The sequence below is a fragment of the Bacillus sp. FSL M8-0077 genome (assembly GCF_038050255.1).
GTDB lineage: Bacteria > Bacillota > Bacilli > Bacillales > Bacillaceae > Bacillus > Bacillus altitudinis.
The window spans coordinates 2,273,898-2,297,524 of the sequence record NZ_JBBPAF010000001.1 but is presented as its reverse complement, the minus strand read 5'-3'; the positions used below and the strand labels follow the sequence as shown (position 1 = coordinate 2,297,524).

27 protein-coding genes are annotated in these 23,627 nt (G+C 41.2%); 23 read left to right on the top strand and 4 right to left on the bottom strand.

The features are described 5' to 3' along the window. Nucleotides 1-13 precede the first annotated feature (13 nt). The 4 genes from NST57_RS11790 (at nucleotide 14) to NST57_RS11775 (ending at nucleotide 3,640) form a co-directional block, all read left to right on the top strand. Nucleotides 14-1,006: a thiamine pyrophosphate-dependent dehydrogenase E1 component subunit alpha gene (locus NST57_RS11790; protein WP_039955993.1), complete on the top strand. Its 993-nt coding sequence runs from the start codon at nucleotides 14-16 to the stop codon at nucleotides 1,004-1,006. Nucleotides 1,007-1,018: 12 nt separating this feature from the next. Beyond that, nucleotides 1,019-2,002 (top strand): alpha-ketoacid dehydrogenase subunit beta, encoded by a 984-nt coding sequence (locus tag NST57_RS11785; RefSeq protein ID WP_007501148.1) that lies wholly within the window; start codon nucleotides 1,019-1,021, stop codon nucleotides 2,000-2,002. A 19-nt stretch (nucleotides 2,003-2,021) separates the two neighbouring features. Further along, nucleotides 2,022-3,278 carry a dihydrolipoamide acetyltransferase family protein gene (locus NST57_RS11780; RefSeq protein ID WP_341298593.1) on the top strand — a complete coding sequence of 419 codons (1,257 nt, stop codon included), beginning with the start codon at nucleotides 2,022-2,024 and terminating at the stop codon, nucleotides 3,276-3,278. Nucleotides 3,279-3,346: 68 nt separating this feature from the next. Further along, complete coding sequence (locus tag NST57_RS11775; protein ID WP_341298592.1) at nucleotides 3,347-3,640, top strand: YesK-like family protein; 294 nt, start codon at nucleotides 3,347-3,349, stop codon at nucleotides 3,638-3,640. Between the two features lie 12 nt (nucleotides 3,641-3,652). Here the strand turns inward: NST57_RS11775 and NST57_RS11770 are convergent, their stop codons facing one another. Beyond that, nucleotides 3,653-4,546: a YegS/Rv2252/BmrU family lipid kinase gene (locus tag NST57_RS11770; RefSeq protein WP_341298591.1), complete on the bottom strand. Its 894-nt coding sequence runs from the start codon at nucleotides 4,544-4,546 to the stop codon at nucleotides 3,653-3,655. 167 nt (nucleotides 4,547-4,713) lie between these two features. Here NST57_RS11770 and NST57_RS11765 point away from each other — a divergent pair, with 167 nt between their 5' ends. The 6 genes from NST57_RS11765 to NST57_RS11740 all read left to right on the top strand — a co-directional run bounded on the left by NST57_RS11765 (nucleotide 4,714) and on the right by NST57_RS11740 (nucleotide 9,235). Beyond that, entirely contained in the window at nucleotides 4,714-5,151 is a 438-nt protein-coding gene (locus NST57_RS11765) for a BrxA/BrxB family bacilliredoxin (protein ID WP_007501138.1), read from the top strand. A gap of 196 nt (nucleotides 5,152-5,347) precedes the next feature. Next, nucleotides 5,348-6,112 carry a transporter substrate-binding domain-containing protein gene (locus tag NST57_RS11760; protein WP_017357953.1) on the top strand — a complete coding sequence of 255 codons (765 nt, stop codon included), beginning with the start codon at nucleotides 5,348-5,350 and terminating at the stop codon, nucleotides 6,110-6,112. A gap of 127 nt (nucleotides 6,113-6,239) precedes the next feature. Continuing rightward, nucleotides 6,240-6,893, top strand: a complete 654-nt coding sequence (locus tag NST57_RS11755; RefSeq protein ID WP_008342239.1) for an amino acid ABC transporter permease — start codon at nucleotides 6,240-6,242, stop codon at nucleotides 6,891-6,893. Continuing rightward, nucleotides 6,886-7,608 (top strand): amino acid ABC transporter ATP-binding protein, encoded by a 723-nt coding sequence (locus NST57_RS11750; protein WP_017357952.1) that lies wholly within the window; start codon nucleotides 6,886-6,888, stop codon nucleotides 7,606-7,608. The genes NST57_RS11755 and NST57_RS11750 overlap by 8 nt, the downstream gene beginning before the upstream one ends. 111 nt (nucleotides 7,609-7,719) lie before the next feature. After that, entirely contained in the window at nucleotides 7,720-8,673 is a 954-nt protein-coding gene (locus tag NST57_RS11745; protein WP_007501130.1) for an aromatic acid exporter family protein, read from the top strand. 52 nt (nucleotides 8,674-8,725) lie between these two features. Further along, a complete protein-coding gene (locus tag NST57_RS11740; protein WP_113747201.1) occupies nucleotides 8,726-9,235 on the top strand; it encodes a L,D-transpeptidase in 510 nt (169 codons plus the stop codon). 39 nt (nucleotides 9,236-9,274) lie between these two features. On the opposite strand, the gene prli42 is transcribed toward NST57_RS11740, so the two are convergent. After that, nucleotides 9,275-9,367, bottom strand: a complete 93-nt coding sequence (gene prli42, locus NST57_RS11735; RefSeq protein WP_017357951.1) for a stressosome-associated protein Prli42 — start codon at nucleotides 9,365-9,367, stop codon at nucleotides 9,275-9,277. A gap of 101 nt (nucleotides 9,368-9,468) precedes the next feature. On the opposite strand from prli42, the gene mce reads away from it, so the two are divergent. Genes mce through NST57_RS11715 form a run of 4 tightly spaced genes read left to right on the top strand, consistent with a single transcriptional unit; the run spans nucleotide 9,469 to nucleotide 12,964 of the window. Further along, nucleotides 9,469-9,891 carry a methylmalonyl-CoA epimerase gene (gene mce / locus NST57_RS11730; RefSeq protein WP_142155460.1) on the top strand — a complete coding sequence of 141 codons (423 nt, stop codon included), beginning with the start codon at nucleotides 9,469-9,471 and terminating at the stop codon, nucleotides 9,889-9,891. After that, complete coding sequence (locus NST57_RS11725) at nucleotides 9,884-11,347, top strand: acyl-CoA carboxylase subunit beta (protein ID WP_341298590.1); 1,464 nt, start codon at nucleotides 9,884-9,886, stop codon at nucleotides 11,345-11,347. Before mce ends, NST57_RS11725 begins: the two co-directional genes overlap by 8 nt. Before the next feature lie 16 nt (nucleotides 11,348-11,363). Next, the gene (locus NST57_RS11720; protein ID WP_142155458.1) at nucleotides 11,364-12,485 is read left to right on the top strand and encodes a M20/M25/M40 family metallo-hydrolase; all 1,122 of its coding nucleotides are present in this window, start codon (nucleotides 11,364-11,366) and stop codon (nucleotides 12,483-12,485) included. Nucleotides 12,486-12,499: 14 nt separating this feature from the next. Further along, nucleotides 12,500-12,964, top strand: coding sequence for a chemotaxis protein CheW (locus NST57_RS11715; RefSeq protein ID WP_008342245.1), 465 nt, complete (start codon nucleotides 12,500-12,502; stop codon nucleotides 12,962-12,964). 139 nt (nucleotides 12,965-13,103) lie between these two features. Here the strand turns inward: NST57_RS11715 and NST57_RS11710 are convergent, their stop codons facing one another. Together NST57_RS11710 and NST57_RS11705 are read right to left on the bottom strand one after the other, a co-directional pair. Then, a complete protein-coding gene (locus NST57_RS11710; RefSeq protein ID WP_445818789.1) occupies nucleotides 13,104-13,922 on the bottom strand; it encodes a membrane protein insertase YidC in 819 nt (272 codons plus the stop codon). A 25-nt stretch (nucleotides 13,923-13,947) separates the two neighbouring features. After that, the gene (locus NST57_RS11705; protein WP_008342247.1) at nucleotides 13,948-14,229 is read right to left on the bottom strand and encodes a hypothetical protein; all 282 of its coding nucleotides are present in this window, start codon (nucleotides 14,227-14,229) and stop codon (nucleotides 13,948-13,950) included. 120 nt (nucleotides 14,230-14,349) lie between these two features. Here NST57_RS11705 and NST57_RS11700 point away from each other — a divergent pair, with 120 nt between their 5' ends. From NST57_RS11700 to NST57_RS11660, 9 genes are all read left to right on the top strand, one after another. Next, entirely contained in the window at nucleotides 14,350-15,606 is a 1,257-nt protein-coding gene (locus NST57_RS11700) for a DNA polymerase IV (RefSeq protein ID WP_341298589.1), read from the top strand. A gap of 98 nt (nucleotides 15,607-15,704) precedes the next feature. Beyond that, a complete protein-coding gene (gene gndA / locus NST57_RS11695) occupies nucleotides 15,705-17,114 on the top strand; it encodes an NADP-dependent phosphogluconate dehydrogenase (RefSeq protein ID WP_065460666.1) in 1,410 nt (469 codons plus the stop codon). A 117-nt stretch (nucleotides 17,115-17,231) separates the two neighbouring features. Then, nucleotides 17,232-18,077 carry a GRP family sugar transporter gene (locus tag NST57_RS11690; protein WP_341299219.1) on the top strand — a complete coding sequence of 282 codons (846 nt, stop codon included), beginning with the start codon at nucleotides 17,232-17,234 and terminating at the stop codon, nucleotides 18,075-18,077. Nucleotides 18,078-18,090: 13 nt separating this feature from the next. Next, on the top strand, nucleotides 18,091-18,876 hold the full coding sequence (locus NST57_RS11685) for an SDR family oxidoreductase (protein ID WP_309219640.1): 786 nt from the start codon (nucleotides 18,091-18,093) through the stop codon (nucleotides 18,874-18,876). Nucleotides 18,877-19,226: 350 nt separating this feature from the next. Further along, a complete protein-coding gene (locus NST57_RS11680) occupies nucleotides 19,227-19,538 on the top strand; it encodes a PTS sugar transporter subunit IIB (protein WP_073413990.1) in 312 nt (103 codons plus the stop codon). Next, nucleotides 19,538-19,870 (top strand): PTS lactose/cellobiose transporter subunit IIA, encoded by a 333-nt coding sequence (locus NST57_RS11675; RefSeq protein ID WP_073413992.1) that lies wholly within the window; start codon nucleotides 19,538-19,540, stop codon nucleotides 19,868-19,870. Before NST57_RS11680 ends, NST57_RS11675 begins: the two co-directional genes overlap by 1 nt. 24 nt (nucleotides 19,871-19,894) lie before the next feature. Continuing rightward, nucleotides 19,895-21,235, top strand: a complete 1,341-nt coding sequence (gene celB, locus NST57_RS11670) for a PTS cellobiose transporter subunit IIC (protein WP_073413994.1) — start codon at nucleotides 19,895-19,897, stop codon at nucleotides 21,233-21,235. After that, nucleotides 21,225-22,631 (top strand): glycoside hydrolase family 1 protein, encoded by a 1,407-nt coding sequence (locus tag NST57_RS11665; protein ID WP_073413996.1) that lies wholly within the window; start codon nucleotides 21,225-21,227, stop codon nucleotides 22,629-22,631. The genes celB and NST57_RS11665 overlap by 11 nt, the downstream gene beginning before the upstream one ends. 72 nt (nucleotides 22,632-22,703) lie before the next feature. Beyond that, nucleotides 22,704-23,612, top strand: a complete 909-nt coding sequence (locus tag NST57_RS11660) for an ROK family protein (protein WP_160141247.1) — start codon at nucleotides 22,704-22,706, stop codon at nucleotides 23,610-23,612. The last annotated feature ends 15 nt before the right edge of the window (nucleotides 23,613-23,627 follow it).

Here is a 23,627-nt window from a genome sequence, read left to right as displayed (position 1 = left end):
GGAGGGAAACATGATGAGTAACATGCGTCATCAGGAATTAGGATTATCAGATGAACAAGCGATTGACATATATAGAACCATGCTTTTAGCAAGAAAAATTGATGAACGGATGTGGCTGTTAAACCGTTCTGGAAAAATTCCATTCGTCATCTCTTGTCAAGGACAGGAAGCGCAGCAAGTTGGTGCTGCTTTCGCTCTCAATAGAGAAGAGGATTATGTCTTACCTTACTACCGTGATATGGGGGTTGTCCTTGCATTCGGTATGACCGCAAAAGACTTAATGATGTCTGGTTTTGCGAAAAAAGACGATCCAAACTCAGGCGGGAGACAGATGCCAGGTCATTTTGGGCAAAGATCAAACCGAATTGTGACTGGATCATCACCTGTGACAACACAGGTTCCTCATGCGGTTGGAATCGCGCTTGCCGGGCGTCTAGAGCAAAAGAATTTTGTTAGCTTTGTCACGTTCGGTGAAGGCTCTTCAAACCAAGGAGACTTCCACGAAGGCGCCAACTTTGCTGCGGTGCATAAGTTGCCTGTTATTTTCATGTGTGAAAACAATAAGTATGCGATTTCTGTCCCGTATGACAAACAAGTGGCATGTGAGCGTATTTCAGATCGTGCAATAGGGTACGGAATGCCTGGTGTGACGGTTGATGGAAATGATCCGCTTGAAGTGTATGCAGCGGTCAAAGAAGCGAGAGACCGTGCAGCAAGAGGCGAGGGCCCAACATTGATTGAAACCATTTCTTACCGGTTAACTGCGCATTCAAGTGATGACGATGATTCTAGCTATCGAGAAAAGGAAGAAGTGCTCGAAGCAAGAAAGAAAGATCCGCTCATTCAATATGAAACGTACTTAATCGAAGGAAATGTCATGAGTTCTGAAATGAAAGAAGACATGACCAAAGAAATCATGCAAATCGTAAACGAAGCCACTGATGAAGCGGAAAATGCAGCTTATGCCGATGCAGAAAGCGCACTTCGTTACGTGTATGCGGAGTAAGGGGGAAGAAAAATGCCTGTTATGTCATATATAGACGCTATCACACTAGCGATGAAAGAAGAAATGGAGCGAGATCCGAAAGTGTTTGTGCTCGGAGAGGATGTCGGGAAAAAAGGCGGCGTATTTAAAGCAACAGCGGGTCTTTACGAGCAATTTGGAGAAGCACGCGTCATGGATACACCTCTTGCCGAATCAGCGATTGCAGGTGTAGGTATTGGGGCTGCTATGTATGGAATGCGTCCGATCGCGGAGATGCAATTTGCGGATTTTATTATGCCAGCCATCAACCAAATCATTTCAGAGGCTGCAAAAATTAGATATCGTTCCAATAATGATTGGAGCTGCCCAATGGTCATTCGTGCTCCTTACGGGGGCGGCGTACACGGGGCGCTTTATCATTCACAATCGGTCGAAGCCATTTTTGCCAATCAGCCAGGCTTAAAGATTGTGATGCCTTCTACACCTTATGATGTCAAAGGGTTGTTAAAAGCCGCAGTGCGTGATCCAGATCCTGTATTGTTCTTTGAACACAAACGTGCATACCGTCTCATTAAAGGAGAAGTGCCTGAAGAGGATTATACGCTTCCTATTGGAAAAGCGGATGTGAAACGAGAAGGCGATGACATTACGGTCATTACATATGGCCTTTGTGTTCATTTTGCCCTCCAAGCAGCAGAGCGCCTTGCGAAGGACGGAATTTCTGCTCATATTCTCGATTTACGTACAGTGTACCCGCTTGATCAAGAAGCGATTATTGAAGCGGCATCAAAAACAGGGAAAGTACTCTTGTTAACAGAAGATACAAAAGAAGGAAGCATCATGAGTGAAGTAGCTGCCATCATTTCAGAGCACTGCTTGTTTGATTTAGATGCGCCAATTAAACGTCTAGCAGGACCTGATATCCCTGCAATGCCTTATGCACCGACAATGGAGAAATTCTTCATGGTTAATCCGGATAAGGTAGAAGCTGAAATGAGAGAACTAGCGGCGTTTTAAGAAAGAGGAGGGTTTCAAAGTGGCAACTGAACAAATGAAAATGCCTCAGCTTGGTGAAAGTGTAACAGAAGGAACCATTAGCAAATGGCTCGTTTCACCTGGCGATCATGTGAATAAATACGATCCGATTGCGGAAGTCATGACAGATAAAGTAAATGCAGAGGTTCCGTCATCCTTTACAGGAACAATCACTAAACTAGCGGCTGCAGAGGGTGATACACTTCAAGTTGGAGAAGTGTTTTGTGAAATTGAAGTAGAAGGCAGTGCGCAGCAGAGTGCGAAAATAGAAGAGGCGCCTGCGCAAGATGAAGCACCAGAACCTGACCAAACAAATGTGGATCAGAGTCAAAAGAAACGATACTCTCCGGCAGTCCTGCGTTTAGCTGATGAGCACGGAATTGATTTAGCGACTGTTCAAGGAACGGGAGCTGGCGGCAGAATCACAAGAAAAGATTTGCTGAAGCTTATCGAAAGTGGAGGCGTAAAAGAAACGGCAGCACCTGTGAGTGAAGGTACGGGTCAAACAGAACCTGCAAAGCGGTCACAAGCAAAAGCGGCTCCTTCCATCTCTTCAATGCCTGGAGATGTTGAACTGCCGGTCACTCCGATTAGACAGGCGATTGCCGCAAACATGCTAAGAAGCAAGCATGAAATTCCACATGCCTGGACGATGATGGAAGTGGATGTGACAAATCTTGTGACAAGAAGAAATCAGCTAAAAGATCAATTCAAAGCAAAAGAAGGCTTTAATTTGACGTTCTTTGCATTCTTTGTCAAAGCAGTGGCTCAGGCCTTAAAGGAATTCCCTGAAATGAACAGCATGTGGGCTGGTGATAAAATTGTTCAAAAGAAAGCGATCAATGTCTCCATTGCTGTTGCGACAGATGACGCTCTTTTTGTCCCAGTGATCAAAGATGCGGATGAGAAAACGATTAAGGGAATCGCCAAAGAAATTCATGAACTTGCTTCCAAGGTCAGACAAGGCAAACTGAAGCAAAGTGACATGGAAGGCGGCACTTTCACTGTAAACAATACAGGATCATTTGGTTCGGTTCAATCAATGGGAATTATTAACTATCCGCAAGCAGCCATTTTACAAGTAGAATCTATCGTAAAGCGCCCGATGATTGTAAATGGTATGATTGCCGCAAGAGATATGGTGAATCTTTGTCTTTCATTAGATCATAGAGTACTCGATGGTCTTGTATGCGGTAGATTCCTGCAAAGAATTAAACAAATTCTTGAAGGCATTGACGAAGAGACGTCCGTCTATTAAGCTCATTTATATGTCCCCTTCTCACAATGAGAGGGGGATTTCCACATCAATCAGAAAGGAGCGATGAGATGTCTGGACTAGATTTCTTTGCTTTTCTTACGATCGGTCTGATGTTTATCACAGCCATTGCGTTCGCTTTTCTTCGGTATATTTCCAAATCACGCAATCATCCTGAACGATTGCTACTAATCATATCGATCGTTTCAATCATTCAAATCGCTTATTGTTTGTTGATGATAGGAGGATTTAAAGGAGTCGCCAATAGTTTATTAGGCATTTCCCTTCTTATAGGTACACTGCTAGGGTATGCACTTGAATATTTATACAGACGTTATATCAAAAAAACGTCCGCATCGAAATGATGCAGGCGCTTTTTATTCTGCTGGAACAATAAAGGTCAAATGCTGTTTTAATACTTCAAGGGAAGAAGGAGCAGTCATATATACCTCACCATCTGTATCTGCATCCATTTCCTCTTTTGTATGAATATGAATGCGGGATGCTTGAATAAGAGAAAGGTCACCTTTAAAATCTTCTAGCTCTTCCCGGTTCATTGAAAAAATCTCTTTTAAAGCAGAGAAACTCGTATTTCTGCAAATTAAAATTTCGGCTTTTCCATCATCAATTGAAGCATTTGGAAGATCTATTTTATTTGTGCCGATAAAGTGCCCATTCATGACAAGGACAATCACAGCTTCTTCTTCCCAGTTTTCCTCTTCGGTTTCAATGCGTACGTAGAAAGGTTCTGTCTGCTGAAGGGTTCGAAGAGCGCTCGTGAAGTAGCTGATTTTTCCGAGGACAGCTTTTTCTTTATCATTAATATTGTTTGAGGTATCTGCGATGAGACCAATCCCCCAAAAATTTAAAAGGTATCGATCCTCTGCTTTGATTAAATCGACCTTTTTTTCAGTGCCATCTATCACCATTTGAGCGGCCCTTGGCATCTGCTGAGGGATGCCCAGCGTTCTAGAAAAGTCATTACACGTCCCGCCAGGTAAGATTGCTACAGCTGGTCTTTTTTCTAAACCGCCAATTCCATTCATACATTCATGGACGGTTCCATCTCCGCCTAGTATAATCAACAATTCAATCGACTCATCCATCTCGCGGCAGAAATGATAGGCATCATTCGGCTGTTTTGTAGGCTTAAGGATGAGTTCATCAATATGTAAAGAAAGAAGAGGCACTGTTTGACCTAGTGTTTTTTCCATGTTTTTTTGTCCAGCATTTCCGTTATAAATGAGTATCGCTTTTTTGAATTGTGCCATCACGCAGTTCTCCCTTTCATCACTTTATTATCACTTTTCCCCAATTCCACAGGTCATAAACGACGTTTGAAAAAAGGGAAGGGGGCGAAACAAGACATTTGCCCGCCGGCGTTTTCCTTGATATGATGTAGTTAAAATGGATTGGTACGTAGAAGGAGTGGACAGTTATGAATATTGATTTTAATTTATTTATGAATGATATTGTGAAACAAGCACGAGAAGAAATTAAACAAGCAGGCTATACGGAACTGACAACAGCTGAAGAAGTTGATGAAGCGCTGACGAAAAAAGGAACGACACTTGTCATGGTGAATTCAGTGTGCGGCTGTGCAGGCGGTATTGCAAGACCAGCGGCTGGTTATTCTGTTCATTACGATAAGCGTCCAGATCAATTGCTCACAGTGTTTGCTGGACAGGACAAAGAAGCAACGGCAAGAGCACGTGAATACTTTGAAGGCTTCCCACCATCTTCACCATCATTTGCTCTATTAAAAGACGGGAAAATCATTAAAATGGTCGAACGTCACGAAATCGAAGGGCATGAACCGATGGAAGTGGTGTCAAAACTTCAAGCCGCTTTCGATGAGTATTGCGAAGAAGTGTAACATGTTACTTTTGAATGAATCATTCAGATACAGTCCGGTCTTTTGATCGGTCTGTTTTTTTGTTTTATATGACATACGAATCAAAATAATTTTAGCAAAATACTATTGCATATCAAAAAGAAAGTGTTTAAAATACATTATAGTGAATAAATATTCAAATCTACTCATGATTTTAAATACTAGGAGGCATTATCATATGAAAAAGTGGTTATTATTACTTATGACAGCTGGTCTTGCAGCTGCACTAGCAGCATGCGGAACTTCTTCTAATAATTCAAACGCATCAGGAGACGACAAAACACTTATTATGGCGACTTCAGCAGATTATCCGCCATTTGAATCAAAAGACGGTGATAAAATTATCGGTTTTGATGTCGACCTGGCTACAGCTCTAGCGAAAAAGAACGGCTACAAGCTAGAAATTCAAGATATGGACTTTGCAAGCCTCGTGTCAGCTCTTAAAACAAATAAAGCTGATATTGTCCTTGCAGGGATGACACCTACTGAAAAGCGTAAAAAACAAGTTGATTTCTCAGATGTTTACTACAATGCTGAAAACTTGGTTGTATCTAAAAAATCTAGTGGTATGAAAACAGAGAAAGATTTAAAAGACAAAACGGTTGGCGTTCAATTAGGTTCTATCCAGCAAGATGAAGCAAACGGTTTGCAAAAGAAATATAACTTAACGGTTGAAGATCGTAATAAAATCTCTGATATCATTCAAGAAATTAAAGCAGGCCGTTTTGATGCAGCCATTATTGAAGATAAAGTAGCGGCTGGCTACTTGAAAAAGGAAAAAGATTTCCAAGCATTTGGTTTGAATAGCTCAAACGAAGGTTCAGCTATTGCATTCAAAAAAAATAGCGACTTAACAGCGAAATTCAATAAATCATTAAAAGAAATGAAGGATAATGGCGAACTTGATAAACTAATTAAAAAATGGTTTGCTGATGAAAAGTAAGTCAGGAAAAGGATCAGCGTCATTCATGAAAATCAAGTAGAAAGCGCTGAAAAGTTCAACATGTGTTGAACTTTTTTCCTGTTTTATTCTTTGATTTTATCTGAAGGAAAAAAAGGAGAATATCATGATGGATTTTAAAGATGTAATACCTCAGATGCCCTTTATTTTAGAAGGTCTTAAAGTAACGCTTTCTATTGTTGTGGTATCACTGTTCCTTGGTTTTATTTTAGGAATCTTATTAACGCTCTGTAAAATTAGTGTATTTAAGCCGCTTATCTGGCTAGCAGATTTTTATACGTCAATCTTCCGAGGCACACCGCTTGTGCTTCAGCTTTTGATTATTTATTTTGGTCTTCCCCAGCTGCTCGGCTTTCAAATTGATCAATACTGGGCGGCTGTAGCAGCATTTTCACTAAACTCTGCGGCGTACGTTTCTGAGATCATTCGTGCAGGAATCAATGCCATTGATAAAGGACAAAAAGAAGCGGCCGTTGCTTTAGGTATCCCATATGCTAAAATGATGAAGGACTTATTGCTTCCGCAAGCATTCAAAAATATTTCACCAGCACTTGTGAACGAAACGATTACACTGACAAAAGAATCAGCGATTGTCACAGTCATTGGACTTGGCGATGTCATGAGACGAGCTTATCAAGCAGGTGCCGTCACCTATAACTATCTTGAACCGCTTATTTTTGCGGGTCTCATCTATTATGTCATCGTGCTTATTCTTACCTTCGTCGGCAAATCGGTGGAAAGGAAGTTAAAATCAAATGATTAAAATAGAGAAACTCACAAAATCTTTCGGTAAAAATGAAGTGTTGAAAGGGATTGATACCACGATTAAAGAAGGCGAAGTGGTAGCTGTCATCGGGCCGTCTGGTTCAGGAAAATCAACATTTCTTCGCTGTATTAACTTACTTGAAAAACCGACTTCTGGAGTGATTACGATTCAGGGGACGGAAATTACCAATCCAAAAACAAATGCATTAAAAGTGCGCGAGAATATTGGTATGGTGTTTCAGCATTTTCACTTATTCCCGCACAAAACAGTGCTAGAAAATATTACGTATGCGCCAATGAATGTAAAGAACCAATCGAAGGAAGACAGCATCAAGCAGGCAGAGGAGCTTTTAAAAAAGGTCGGACTTCTAGAGAAAAAAGATGATTATCCGAACCGGCTGTCAGGTGGTCAAAAGCAGCGTGTCGCCATTGCACGTGCCCTTGCGATGACACCAGACATCATGCTTTTTGACGAGCCAACGTCTGCTCTTGATCCAGAAATGGTAAAGGAAGTATTAGAGGTCATGAAAGAGCTCGCTCAATCTGGGATGACGCTGATGATCGTCACACATGAAATGGGCTTTGCAAAAGAAGTGGCAGACCGTGTGATCTTTATGGATGATGGGAAAATTGTAGAGGATGCAAATCCTGTAGAATTCTTTGAATCTCCGTCTTCACAGCGTGCTCAAGATTTCTTGCAAAAAATATTATAATGAAAAAAACGAGGGGGAGACTTAACATCTCCTTCTTTTTTTGATTATAATGGGGAAAGTAAAAAAAGTTCATCATTTCACAAAAGTAGACAGAAAAGAGTGAATCACATCATGTTTAAAATCGGCTACCGAACGCTGAAAACAGCATTAGGAACAGCTCTAGCCATTTATATTGCACAAATGCTCGGTCTGCAAAACTATTCAGCTGCCGGCATTATTACGATCCTATGTATTCAGGTGACGAAAAAAAGGTCACTCCTCGCATCTGGGGCCCGCTTTGCCGCATGCAGTCTTGCCATCTTATTTTCTTATTTATTTTTTGATCTGATTGGGTATCATCCTTTCGTCATTGGACTAATGCTGCTCGTCTTTATTCCAACAACTGTCTTGCTTCGGATTAAAGAAGGGATTGTCACAAGTTCAGTGATTATCCTTCATCTGTATATGTCTGGAGGCATAACGCTTCATCTCATCTGGAATGAGCTATTACTTATCACCATTGGTGTAGGGGTCGCACTCATTATGAACCTGTATATGCCTAGCGTTGATAAAAAGCTGAAACAATACAGTGAACAGATTGAAGCGAATTTTGCGAAAATCTTTGAAGAAATTGAGCAATATTTAATGACCGGAAAACAAGACTGGACAGGAAAAGAAATACCAGAGACACATCAATTGATTAAAGAAGCGAAAGCTCTTGCATACCGTGATGTTGAAAATCATGTCTTAAGACATGAAAATCTGTATTATCATTATTTCAACATGAGACAAAAGCAATTTGAAATCATTGAGCGGGTGCTTCCGAAAATTACGTCCATTTCTGTTACAACGGAGCATGGGCAAATCATTGCAGAATATATTAGAGATTTACGAGAACATATTCACCCAGGGAACACGGCGCATAAGTTCTTAAGACGCCTGATTGATATGAAAGAAGAGTTTGATGCACTGCCGCTTCCGCAAACACGTGAAGAATTTGAAGCTAGAGCCGCACTCTTTCATTTTCTCGGGGAAATGGAACAATATTTGGTGCTGAAAAGTTATTTTAAAGGGATGAAAGAATAAAGACGCATGAGTTCCTCCTTCATTGGTCAATCTAATGAAAAAGGAGGAGCCTATGCGTCTTTTATTTTATACTGTGCTGACCATGTCCCTTTCACCCATCTGGCCGCTCGGGCAAAACCCGCTTCCAGGAGATCCGTATGTCATTATTAATAAACAAACGAACGAGCTTGCGTATATTGATCATGGAAAAATTCAAAAAGTCTACCCGGCTTCTACTGGCAAAACAGCTGATTTAACGCCAGAAGGTGAATTTACGATTATGATCAAAGCGAAAGATCCTTATTACAGAAGAAAAAATATTGAAGGCGGCGCGAAGAATAACCCACTCGGCCGAAGGTGGATTGGATTTGATGCGCGAGGAACCGACGGGAGAATCTATGGCATTCATGGAACAAGTGATGAGACATCGATAGGGAAATTTATTACGGCAGGCTGTGTACGTCTTCATAATCAAGATGTAGAACGACTATTTGATCAGCTTCCAGTTGGTACAAAGGTATGGATCACAACATCAAGCGATGCATTTGAAAAGCTGGCCAAAGACAAACAGGCCATTCGTTAAAAAACGAATCACCTGCTTGTCTGCTTTTTTATCAACACTTTATAAAAAGGCTGCCGCTCCTGCTAAAAGTGAAGAAATTAACAGTAAGCTAATCATGAGCAATACCATAAATTTCATGAATTTCTGAGACATATCGCACCCCTATAATCAAATGTTTTTGCGACGAGCGCACCTTTCTTTATTCTAGCTCGTTTTTACACAGGCGACAAGTGATGTACAAAGGAAGTGAACGGATGAATCAAATCGATCATATAGCCATTGCCGTTTTTTCTATTCAAAAAACAGCACGTACGTTCTCTAATCTGTTTAACTGGGAATTTTCAGACATAGAAGTACTTCCGAATCAAGGGGTCAAAGTATCTTTTGCTTCCCTAGGTGATCTGCAGATTGAGTTGATTGAACCGATGTCAAATCACAGCACATTACATACCTTTTTAATAAAAAGAGGAGAGGGGCTTCATCATATTGCATTAAAGTCAGGTGACATTCAGGCTGATCTCAGTCAACTTGACGAGCACGGTGTACAGCTCATTCAAAAGGGCGCACAAAATGGTGCGAACGGAAAGCGCATTGCGTTTATTTCACCAAAAGAAACGTCAGGTGTGCTAATTGAATTGTGTGAGCCTTTGAAAGGAGAGAAACAGGAAGATGCATGAATCGTTCAATGACTTGTCTGAATGGCGCAAGAAAGCTTTATGGGGCGGCGGTGAAAAACGAGCAGCGGCTCACCGAAACAAAGGAAAGCTGACTGTTCGTCAGCGGCTTCATGAACTTCTTGATGAAGGCAGCTTTATGGAAATCCAGTCATTTGCAAGAGGCTGCCGCTCAGAACATTTAGGGGATGGCGTTGTCACTGGGACGGGACTGATTCATGGGAGACAAGTAGGCGTATATGCACAAGATGCGACCGTGTACGGGGGTTCGCTAGGGGACATGCATGCGAAAAAAATAGCGGCTTTAATGGATTTGGCTGCTAAAAATCAAATGCCTGTTATCGGTCTAAAAGACTCAGGTGGTGCGAGAATTCAAGAGGGTGTGGTATCATTAGAGGGATACGGTCAGATTTTTAAACGGAATGTGCTATACTCTGGTCAAATTCCGCAAATATCCGTTATTTTAGGCTCCTGTGCGGGAGGTGCAGTTTATTCACCTGCATTGACGGATTTTGTATTCATGACGGAGCAAACAGCTCATATGTTTTTAACTGGTCCGAAAGTGATAGAAAAAGCAACAGGAGAGACGGTCTGTCCTGACCGGCTTGGAGGTGCAGCAGTTCAGCATCAAACAAGCGGGAATGTGCACTATACAGGGAAAGATGAGAGAGACGTGTTAAAAGCAGTTCGAACGCTTTTAACGTACATACCAACGAAACGACGGCCTGTCATTCATCGTGAGACGCAAAAGCATGAGGCGAGCGATCTTGAGAACATCTTGCCAAAGGAGCCATCACGTACTTATGATGTCAAACAAGTGGTGACAGCGATCACCGACCACGGCTCATTTTTTGAAATGCAGCGTTGTTTCTCCAAAAATATCGTCACAGGTTTTGCCAGATTACAAGGGTCTTCCATTGGTCTTGTAGCCAATCAGCCTAAGGTGCTGGCAGGAAGCCTTGACCTCGATGCTGCTGATAAAGCAGCTCGGTTTATTCGATTTTGCGATGCGTTTCATATTCCCATTTTAACCCTTGTGGACGTTCCTGGTTTTTTGCCAGGTGAGAAAGCTGAGCATGCAGGCATTATCCGCCACGGCGCAAAGCTTCTGTATGCATATGCTGAGGCGACCGTTCCAAAAATCACTGTGATTTTGCGAAAGGCGTTTGGCGGTGCATACGTTGCGATGAATAGTAAGGGCTTAGGTGCTGACTTTGTGTATGCATGGCCAGAGGCAGAAATTGATGTCATGGGAAAATCGTTTGCAGACGAAATTGTTCATCCTGCCTTGCGTGAGGTGGACAATGAACCTAGTGTCATGAAGGCAGCACAATTAGGATTAATCGACGATATTTTAATGCCAGATGAAACGAGAGAGCGGCTCATTCGCTCATTTGACCTGCTTCGCAGTAAGGAAGAAGATAGACCGTTAAAAAAGCATGGAAACATGCCGCTATAAGAGGAGGAACATCATCATGATCAATGAGAAACGCTTATTAGACGAATTTTTAGAACTTGTTCAAATCGATTCAGAAACGAAACATGAAGAAAAAATTGTTGAAGTCCTAAAAGAGAAATTTACTGGTTTAGGGCTTAATGTAGTTGAAGATGATTCAAAAGAGACAACCGGCCATGGAGCAGGCAATCTTATTTGCACACTTGAAGGGAATCAAGAGGCAGATACGATTTATTTTACTTCTCATATGGATACAGTTGTACCAGGTAATGGTGTTAAGCCAGTCATTGAAGACGGCTATGTCAAGACAGATGGCACAACCATTCTTGGTGCTGACGATAAAACAGGGCTTGCTGCGATGTTTGAAGCGATCCGTGTCCTAAAAGAGAAAAATGTACCGCATGGCAAGATTGAATTTGTCATTACAGCTGGTGAAGAATCAGGACTTGTAGGAGCAAAAGCGTTAGATCCGAAACTGATGACAGCAACATATGGTTATGCGCTTGATTCAGATGGCAAGGTCGGTACCATTATCGTGGCTGCGCCAACACAGGCGAAAGTACGTGCAACCATTTACGGAAAAACAGCTCACGCAGGTGTGGCACCTGAAAAAGGCGTCTCTGCGATTACGATTGCATCAAAAGCGATCGCCAGCATGCCGCTTGGCCGTATTGATGAAGAAACAACGGCGAATATCGGCCGCTTTGAAGGCGGAACACAAACGAATATTGTCTGTGATCAAGTAGATATTCTGGCAGAGGCACGTTCTTTAGAACCGGCAAAAATGGAAGCACAAGTAGCAAAAATGAAAGAAGCCTTTGAAAAAACCGCTAAAGAAATGGGCGGAAGTGCCGATGTACAAATTGACATCATGTATCCAGGCTTCAAATTCTCACACGGCGATCAAGTCGTTGAAGTGGCGAAAAAAGCGGCTGCGAAAATTGGCCGTCCTTCAGAACTACAGACAAGCGGGGGAGGCAGTGATGCAAACGTCATTGCTGGAAACGGCATCCCGACCGTCAACCTAGCTGTTGGATATGAAGATATTCATACGAAAAATGAGAAAATGCCGATTGAAGAATTAGTCAAGACAGCTGAAATGGTTCTCGCCATTATCGAAGAAACGACAAATCCATCGTAAAGGCAGGAGACTCTGTGAGCACGCAAAAGATCATTATTTTCCAGGTGGGACAAGAGGATTTTGGCATCAGCGTAGAACATATACGCTCGATTGAGAAGGTCCCTTATTTACAAGAAGTATCCAACCTTCCAAAAGAGATTAAAGGACTCATGTCGTTAAGAGGAGAGGTCATTCCAGTCAGTGACACAGGTGTCATGCTGCACGGAAAACCTCTTGATGTAACCGAACAATCTAAGGTTCTATTATTTGAATTAAACGATCAAATGATTGGCTGCCTTGTTTCTGATGCAAAAGATATCATTGATATCGAGCTAAGTGAGATCAAGCCATTTCATATGAACACAAAAGCATCTGAATATTTCTTCGGCGTCGTTGAGAGAGAGAACAAGATGATTTTACAAGTGGACCCTAATAAGTTTCTAGGGAAAATTGAGGATCTTGATCAATTGCCTGAGCGATTGAAAGAGGAATTGGCATAAACAAAGGCCCCTTATCTATGGATAAGGGGCCATTTTGCATGCCGGAGCTCACGAATCTTTTATTTGTTCTGCTCTACGTTCACGCTGAACAGAAGACAAATAAAGCCCCCTTATCATGTTCAGGTAAGGGGGCTATAATTTATTCAGCAGCTGGGTTCATTGAATCGTTTGCCGCAGCTTTTGTTTTTGATTTTTGGTACATCACATTTAAAATAATTGTTTGAATGGTGAGTAGAAGTCCACTTGTCATCCAATATAAAGGAAGAGCAGCGGGAGCATTAATTGACAGAAACAGCATCATGACTGGGAAAATCATGCCCATGATTTTTGCTTGTTTCAGTGCAGCTTCTGTTTGGGTGCCTGATTGCTTTGCGAATTTTTGTGTGACGTAAAATTGTAAGAAATACATGGCTCCTGCAAAGATCGCCACCAAAAGATCAGTTTGTCCTAAGTTAAACCATAAGAACGAATGTGTTGCGATCTCAGGTGTTGAGCGAATTGCCGAGTAAAAGCCAAGAACAATTGGGATTTGAATCAGCATCGGCAGACAGCCCATTGCCAGCGGGTTCACATTGTTGTCTTTATATACTTTCATCATTTCCATTTGCAGTTCTTTTTGTTTTTCAGGTTCTTTCGTTTTTTTCAATTTGCTTTGTATTTGGTCAATCTGAGGTTTAACGAGTGCCATTTTCTCTTGCATCACTCTCTGCTTTTTAAATTGGTTTGCAAAAAGCGGGAAAATAAGCAGCCGCACAATCAATGTCACGAACATAATAGATAAACCGTAGTCATCATGGAAAAAGTTCGCAAGCCAGATAATCAACTCAGAAAAAGGCTGAACAAAATAATGATGGAAAAACCCATCAGAGCTTGTATTTGTTTGCGCACTTGCAGCAAATGCCGGTGACGCTACCATCATAAAAAATAAAGTCGTACAAATAGTCAATAAACGTTTCAATTCGTTTCCTCCTCAATAATAAAATCTAATAAGAGAGAGGAAGCGAATGGTCTTCATCATCATTTGATGATCTTTTCATTCGAATGACTTTACTAATCCAAGTTGTAATGCGATCATATATGATAAACAGAAAGTCTGTTCGATTCAAACAAGATGCATCCAACTCTTCTAAACGATGTCCTCCGAGGTGCTCGTTCATTCGGCAGTCTTTTAATAAGAAAGCAATACCGATGGCGGTCAGCGCTGGAAGAATAATCGTAAAGAATTCAACAAGGAAAAAGACTTCATTGAATGTATCAATAATCATGATTATCACATCCATTTCATTACTCACAGTGTACTATACACCATATGAAATGTCTAATGGAACAAACAGGTGAAATCACGGTGAAGTGAAGGAAAGTAGATCACCTAAGGAGGCAAGCAAATGGCTGATTCTCAAAAGAAGGGGCGAATCATTTTTCATATTGATATGAATAGTTTTTATGCATCGGTAGAAATGGCGTATGATCCTTCTTTGAGAGGGAAACCTTTAGCCATTAGCGGAAATGCAAAAGAGCGCAAAGGGATAGTTGTGACCTGCAGCTACGAGGCAAGAGCACTCGGGGTGAAGCCGCCGATGCCACTCTGGGAAGCGAAGCGGCTTTGTCCAGGACTGATTGTGCGTACACCCAACTTCGACCGATACCGCAGCTCCTCACAAGAAATGTTTACCATACTAAGAGAATACAGTGACTTAGTTGAACCCGTTTCAATTGATGAAGGCTATATTGATTTAACCGATACACCTTATGCTGAGCATGCCGTGAAAACCGCCCATGATATTCAAACGAGGCTAGTAGAAGAGCTCATGCTTCCTTCTAGTATTGGCATTGCACCAAATAAATTTCTAGCGAAGATGGCGTCTAATTGGAAAAAGCCAATGGGCATTACCATTTTGCGTAAACGAGATGTCCCGACAATGCTCTGGCCGCTCCCTGCAGGTGACATGCATGGGGTTGGACAGAAAACGGCAGATAAGCTGAAAACCATCGAAATTCATACAATTGAAGATTTAGCGAAAGCGAATGAATATGCGCTGAAAGAGTTATTAGGCATCAATGGACCGAGGTTAAAGCAAAAGGCAAACGGAGAGCATGACGGCATTGTCGACCCAGAAAGAATATACGAATTTAAATCTGTCGGCAATTCTTCTACTCTTCCTCACGATTCTGATGATACAGATGAACTCGTCTTATTAATAGAGAAACTGTCGCAATCGGTGAGTGCCAGATTACGAAGAAAAGAAGTGATGGCAAACCGGCTGCTCATTATGATTCGGTATGCAAGCTGGAAAAATATCACACGGAGCGTCACACTCACGAATCCAACTGATCGAAAGGAAGATCTTTTTGAGGCGGCAAAGCAGCTATTCCTAAAGCATTGGAATGACCAGCCAGTAAGACTTTTAGGTGTGACGGGGACCGATCTTGTGGAACGAAAATCAGCCGTCAAGCAGCTTGATTTATTCTCTTATACAGAAGATGCAAAAGACGAACCGCTCCAATCTCTTTTAGACGGACTGAAAGAAAAATACGGTAAACCACTCATTCAAAGAGGGGTGACCATCAAGGAAAAAGAGAGCAAAACAAGTGGTACAAGTTTTAATAAAGACTTTTTTCAGGACGAAAGAGGAAATGACTAGCCTGAAAACTTGATAAAAGAGGTGATGTTGTGGTAATTTCAAAGGGTACATCATTTCAGCAGTAATCAATATAGTGTGTTAGAAGGGACGTCAGAATTATGTCAAAACAACAAATCGGTGTCGTTGGACTAGCCGTTATGGGGAAAAACCTTGCCCTAAATATTGAAAGCCGCGGTTTCTCCGTGTCCGTTTATAACAGATCTAGCAGCAAAACAGAAGAGTTTCTTCAAGAGTCACAAGGGAAAAACGTTGTAGGCACATACAGCATTGAAGAATTTGTTCAATCGCTTGAAACGCCGCGTAAAATTCTTTTAATGGTAAAAGCAGGTGCAGCAACAGATGCAACCATTCAATCATTACTTCCTCACCTAGAGAAAGGTGACATTTTAATTGATGGTGGAAATACATATTACAAGGATACACAAAGACGTAACCAAGAGCTTGCGGAAAGTGGTATTCACTTCATTGGTACAGGTGTTTCTGGCGGTGAAGAAGGCGCACTTAAAGGTCCTTCTATCATGCCTGGCGGTCAAAAAGAAGCGCACGAGCTAGTGAAACCAATTTTAGAAGCCATCTCTGCGAAAGTAGATGGTGAGCCTTGTACAACGTATATCGGTCCAGATGGAGCAGGACATTATGTCAAAATGGTTCATAACGGTATCGAGTACGGAGACATGCAATTGATCTCTGAATCATACTTTATCTTGAAGCATGTCGCTGGATTATCAGCAGGGGAGCTTCATGAAGTATTCTCAGAGTGGAATAAAGGCGAACTTGACAGCTATTTAATTGAAATTACAGCTGACATTTTCACAAAAGTGGATGAAGAAACAAATCAGCCGCTCGTGGATGTGATCTTAGATAAAGCTGGACAAAAAGGAACTGGAAAATGGACGAGCCAAAGCTCTCTTGATCTAGGTGTTCCGCTTCCAATCATTACTGAATCTGTTTTTGCGCGTTACATTTCAGCAATGAAAGATGAGCGTGTTGAAGCAAGTCAATTAATCGAAGGTCCTAAGCCAGCGCAATCAGCAGAGAATAAACAAGAGCTGATCGAAGCGGTTAGAAAAGCCCTATTCATGAGTAAAATCTGCTCATATGCACAAGGTTTTGCGCAAATGAAAGCAGCATCTGATGAGTATAACTGGGATTTGAAATACGGTGAAATTGCGATGATCTTCCGCGGTGGATGTATCATTCGTGCAGCCTTCCTGCAGCAAATCAAAGAAGCATATGACCGTAACCCTGAATTGAAAAACCTATTGCTTGATCCTTACTTCAAGGATATCGTAGAAAGCTATCAATCATCACTTCGTAAAGTGATTTCACTTGCAGTAGAACAAGGTGTTCCTGTTCCTTCATTCTCAAGTGCACTTGCTTACTTTGATAGCTATCGTACAGCTGTCCTTCCAGCTAACTTAATTCAAGCACAGCGTGACTACTTCGGCGCACATACGTATGAGCGCACAGATAAAGAAGGCGTCTTCCATACTGAATGGATGAAATAAGTATAAAACCTCAAAAGACCTTACCTTGGTAAGGTCTTTTTTGTGTTTACATCTATTCGGCTAAAAATCCGAAAAAGAGGGATGCTAAGTAAAAAAGAACAGAAAGTAGGGTTAGAAGTGGGCATTTTATATGCGCTTCTCCCAGCGATATTTTGGGGAAGTATTGTTCTCATCAGTGTCAAACTTGGCGGGAATGCTTATCAGCAAACACTTGGGATTACCCTCGGCGCTTTTTTGTTTTCAATCGGCGCCTATTTGATCAAAATGCCGGAACTGACACCGCTTATTTTTGCGGTTTCCGTTATCTCTGGGATCTTTTGGAGTATTGGGCAAATGAATCAGCTTTCAAGTGTCGCCTTTCTAGGGGTGTCAAAGGCTGTTCCTTTATCAACGGGTATGCAGCTTGTGAGCACGACATTATTTGGTGTCATCGTCTTCAAAGAATGGCAAACCATGACGGTCATACTCATTGGTTCTTGTGCCATTTTATTTATTATTGCTGGTGTTGTTATGACATCACTCGGTCAAAAAAAGAGTGGGAGAAACGAAGGCGGCAATTTTAAAAAGGGAATCATCATTTTGCTCATCTCAACCGTAGGCTACGTCGGATATGTCGTCATTTTAAGGTGGTTTCATATAGATGGCTGGTCTGCGCTCGTTCCGCAATCTGTCGGCATGCTGCTTTCATCGTTAGCGATTAGTCTAAAGCAAGACCCGTTTAGCAAATATACGTTCAGAAATATCATTGCTGGTCTTGTGTGGTCGACAGGAAATCTAGGGCTTCTTTTGGCGATTCCACTCATTGGCGTAGCAGTAAGTTTTTCCATGTCTCAAACAGGAATTGTCATCTCGACTTTAGGCGGTATTTATTTATTAAAAGAGAAAGCATCAAAAACAAGCTTTGTCATTGCAGGCTGCTTGATGATTATCGCAGGCGGTGTGCTACTAGGTTTTACAAAATAGGAGGTTTAAGCGAATGTATCCAGATTTGGAAGGAAAAACTGTTCTTATCACAGGAGCAGGCACAGGGATAGGTCAGGCGATGGCACGCCGGTTTGGACAAGAAAAAGCCAATGTAGTGGTCAATTACTTCTCCGATAAAGAAAACCCGGACGACACGATTGCTGAGATTCAAAAAAGTGGCGGACAGGCTGTCAAAATTCAAGGGGATGTATCAAAAGAAGAGGATATGAAGGCGATGATTGATCAAGCTGTTGATACATATGGCAGTCTTGATGTCATGATCAATAATGCAGGAATTGAAAATGAAGTTCCTTCAACTGAAATGACGCTAGATAACTGGAACAAAGTGATGTCTACCAATTTAACAGGCATGTTTTTAGGGTGCCGTGATGCATTAAAGTATATGACAGAACACGGGATCGAAGGATCAATTATTAATATGTCGTCGGTCCATCAGCAAATTCCGTGGCCTCATTTTGTCCATTATGCAGCAAGTAAAGGAGGCGCCAAGCTTTTGACAGAAACGCTGGCACTAGAATATGCCCCTAAAAAAATTCGCGTAAACAGCATTGCACCAGGCGCAATTGATACCCCGATCAATGCCGAAAAATTTAACGATCCAGCCTTGAAAAAGGGCGTCATTGAGCTGATACCGATTGGTTATATTGGAAAACCGGAAGAAGTGGCAGCTTGTGCTGTCTGGCTTGCATCAAAAGAGGCGAGCTATGTGACAGGGTTGACGTTATATGTAGACGGCGGTATGACAAAATACCCTGGATTTCAGGCAGGAAAAGGATAAATAGTGTAAATCATGAATGAGATACTTAATGATCTTGAATTATAAAAGGTGTCATTGATCTCATTCTAATTGGGTATATTTGAAAGCCAAAGGAGCTAGCGCTTGTGCAGTGTAGTTTACAACCAAAGAAGTAAGCTAATACGCTATATGTTTGCGGATGAATGACTAAATACCCTGTATTTTAAGCTATAAAAAGATAAATCATGTGATAAAAGTAGCGTGTATATTAAAATTCGTTGCTTTTTTCACTTTATATACAAACATTTATAAATAAATGTCTAGACATTTAAAATAAAACATATATAATAATATTTGAAAGCGCTTAATAAATTATTTCAGAGGTGAGAGATATGAAACGTATTTTGTTGGCTTGTAGTTCAGGGATGTCTACTAGTTTGCTAGTGACGAAAATGAAAGCACATGCAGAATCAATAGGGGAAGAAGCAGAGATCTGGGCAGTCGGTCAGGATCAGGCACGTAAGGATATGGCGAATGCAGATGTTGTTCTCATTGGGCCGCAAATGAGTTTTCTAAAAGGTGAACTTCAAAAAGAAGCGCAAAAATATGGTATTCAAGTAGATGTGATTGATATGCAGGCATATGGACTTGCCGATGGTCAAAAGGCATATGAACAAGCGGTTAAATTGATGGGGGAATTTTGATGGAAAAGAAAGCGCTTCAAGATTTAACAGAGGAACAGATAAGCTTTCAACTTATTTTGCATAGTGGAAATGCAAGAAGTAAGATCATTCAATCGCTCAAAGTATTTAGGAATAATCAGACGGAAGAAGCATTTGAACTGTTTAAGCAAGCAGAAGATGATTTAAGTCAAGCGCATGAGATTCATTTTCAGATGATTCAGAAGGAAGCGGGTGGAGAGAAAACAAATTTCTCTTTACTACTCATGCATGCAGAGGATCATTTAATGTCAACAATGACGATGAAAGAGCTTGTGGGAGAGCTTTTACTGATTTTCCAATCAATGAAAAAATAAAGGGTGTAACAAGGGGGGAAACCAATGTTTGACAAAATAAGTGCAATTTTAATTCCGATTGCTGGAAAATTAAATAACAATCGCTATCTTGGTGTGCTGCGTGATGCATTTATGCTCGCATTTCCACTGACCATCTTTGGTTCAATTATGGTTGTATTGATGAATTTGCCATTCTTAAATAAAATTATGAGTCAGTCTGCACTCGAGACGTTCCAATCGGCACTTAGTATTGCGCCAAGTGCAACGATAAGCATTATGACGGTTTTTGTTGTCTTTGGGATCGGTTATTATTTATCAAAAAGCTATGACGTAGAAGCTGTTTTTGGCGGTGTCATTGCACTTGCATCATTTTTATTGCTAACGCCATTTTTACTGGAACAAGAAGGAGGGCAAGCAATTGCTGGTGTGATTCCAGTTGATCGTTTAGGTGCAAAAGGGATGTTTCTCGGGATGATTACTGCCTTCACATCAGCTGAAATATATAAATATTTCGTAAAGAGAAAATTTGTCATCAGTATGCCAGCTGGCGTGCCGCCTGCTGTTGCTAAATCTTTTGCAGCACTTATTCCTGCAACACTAACACTGACGACCTTTTTGCTAATCAATATTTTGATCACACAAGTGTTTAACACAAATATGCATGATTTGATATATAATGCAGTTCAAGCGCCACTTGTAGGACTTGGGAGCGGGATTATTCCAACACTCATTGCCGTCTTCTTTATTCAGATTCTTTGGTTCTTTGGGTTACACGGACAAATCATTATCAACTCTGTCATGGACCCGATTTGGAATACGTTGTCCATTCAAAACCTTGAAAGCTATACAAAAACAGGTGAGGTTCCTAACATCATCAGCAAACAGTTTATCGAAGTATATACGGTTGGAATGGGCGGAACCGGTATGACGCTGGCTGTTGTGTTTACGATTTTAATTTTCCTAAAAAGTAAGCAATTAAAACAAGTGGCAAAGCTCGGCTTAGGACCAGGATTATTTAACGTCAATGAACCGATTATCTTCGGTTTACCAATTGTGATGAATCCACTTATTCTGATTCCGTGGATTTTGGCGCCAATGGTCATTACATGTATTTCTTATTTTGCGATGGCAGCAGGAATAGTACCACCGCCTACCGGTGTTAACATTCCGTGGACGGTACCAATCTTTATAAGTGGTATCATGGCAACCAACTCGCTAGCAGGTGGACTCTTGCAGCTCTTCAACTTGATGATTGTTTTTGTCATCTGGTTCCCTTTCCTAAAATTTATTGACAGAATGAACGTGAAAAATGAAAAAGCAGCAGAAGTAGAAAATACAAAAACTGCTACAATTCAAGGCGAAGGAGATTCAATCAATGTCGACTGAAACTAGCAAGCTAAACTACGAATTCCCAGATGGATTCTGGTGGGGATCTTCTGCATCTGCCACACAAACGGAAGGAACGATTCCTGGTGATGGCAGAGGGAAAAATATTTGGGATTATTGGTTTGAACAAGAACCAACCCGTTTTTTTCATGGTGTAGGCCCTGGGGAAACGTCCCAATTTTATCTAAAATATAAAGAAGATATTCGTTTAATGAAAGAAATAGGTCACAATTCTTTTAGGTTATCAATCTCTTGGTCAAGGCTGATGCCAGAGGGGAGAGGAGCGGTCAATGAGCATGCTGTTCAGTTCTATAATGATGTTATTAATGAACTACTCGCACACGACATTGAACCGTTTGTGAATCTATATCACTTTGATATGCCTATGAAGCTGCAAGAAATCGGTGGATGGACGAACAGACAGGTTGTCGAGGACTACGTCGTATACGCCAGCACCTGCTTCAAATTGTTTGGAGATCGTGTGAAAAAGTGGTTTACACACAATGAACCTATTGTGCCAGTAGAAGGCGGTTATATGTATAGCTTTCACTATCCAAATGAGGTTGATTTTCAAAAGGCGGTGCAGGTAGGTTTTCATGAAATTCTTTCAAATGCAATGGCAATCAAGGCCTACAGGCAGTTAAAGCAGGAGGGACAGATCGGGATCATTTTAAATTTGACTCCTTCTTATCCAAGAAGTCAACATCCACAAGATTTAGAAGCTGCTGAGATTGCAGATGCTTTCTTCAATCGCTCCTTCTTAGATCCTGCTGTTAAGGGAGAATTTCCACAAAGACTTGTCGATATTTTGAAAAAGGAAGGATATTTACCAAAAATAGAAGACGGTGATTTAGATATCATCAAAGAAAACACAATCGATTTATTAGGAATCAATTATTATCAACCGAGAAGGGTAAAAGCAAAGGAACACCTTCCACACCCAAATGCGCCATTTATGCCTGATCATTATTTTGATTATTTTGAGATGCCAGGTCGAAAAATGAATATCTATCGTGGCTGGGAAATTTATGAGAAAGGCATATACGATATTTTAAAGAAGGTTCAAACCGACTATGGAAATATTGAATGCTTTATTTCTGAAAATGGTATGGGTGTAGAAGGTGAAGAACGTTTTATGGATGAAGAAGGAGTCATTCATGACGATTACCGAATTGAATTTATTTCAGACCATTTAAAGTGGGTTCACCGAGCTATTCAAGAGGGGAGTCAAGTAAAAGGCTATCACTTATGGACATTTATGGATAATTGGTCCTGGACGAATGCTTATAAAAACCGATATGGCTTTGTTTCTGTGAATCTTCATGAAAATGGGAAAAGAACCATTAAAAAAAGCGGTCATTGGTTTAAGCAGGTTTCAAAAACAAATGGATTTTAAGTAAGCTATACTTGCTCTTCTACTTGGGAAGAGCAGGTATTTTTCTTATTTCAGCATAGAAGAGGGATGAAAATGAGCCATTTTGTTGTAATTGATATTGGTGGGACAACGATAAAGCATAGTTTGATGACACGTGATGCTGAAATGAAGAAAAGTGGAGAGACGCTAACACCTGAGCAGGGGATGGGGAAAACGTTTCAAGAGATTGAAGAGATTGTGGCTAGTTATCGAAACGAAACAGAAATTGAAGGGCTTGCATTAAGTATCCCAGGCGCTGTAGATATTGAATCAGGATATGTCCATTTTGCAGGGGCTGTAACAGATTTGATGCATCAAAATGTGAAGGAAACTTTTAAGCATCTCGGGCTTCGTGTAGAATTAGAGAATGATGTCAATTGTGTCACACTTGCTGAGAAATGGAAGGGTCATGCCAAAGCCTGTCAACATTTTGTCTGTATCACTGTTGGTACAGGAATTGGTGGCGGCATCTTTCTGAATGGTGACCTTCATAGAGGCAGTATTGGTATGGCTGGAGAATTTGGATTGATGACACTGTCCTACGGTAAACAGCTTCATGAGGCAATCAATGAATATTCATTTAGCAACCTTGCATCAACTCGATCAATTGTTGAGAAAGCTGAAGCACAAATTGGAGAGGTGATGTCAGGTCAGGAAATCTTTCAGCGCGCTGCAGAAGGCTGCGTGCATGCTCTTCGTTTACTAAACTCGTTCTACGATGCACTATCTATTGGTATTAGCAACATTGTTCATGCACTTGCCCCAGAGAAACTTCTCATTGGTGGCGGAATTAGTGCGAGAACGGAAGTCCTTCGAGAAGTGAAGGACAGAATGAAGCGGATTCGAAAAGAAACTCTTGATATCACAGAGGTGGATCTATGTGCCTTAGGAAATGATGCAGGTAAGGTCGGGGCGCTATTCCATTTCTTAAGGGCAGTAGAGAAAGAAGGACGTGCTGAATAAAACAAGTCAGTTGGT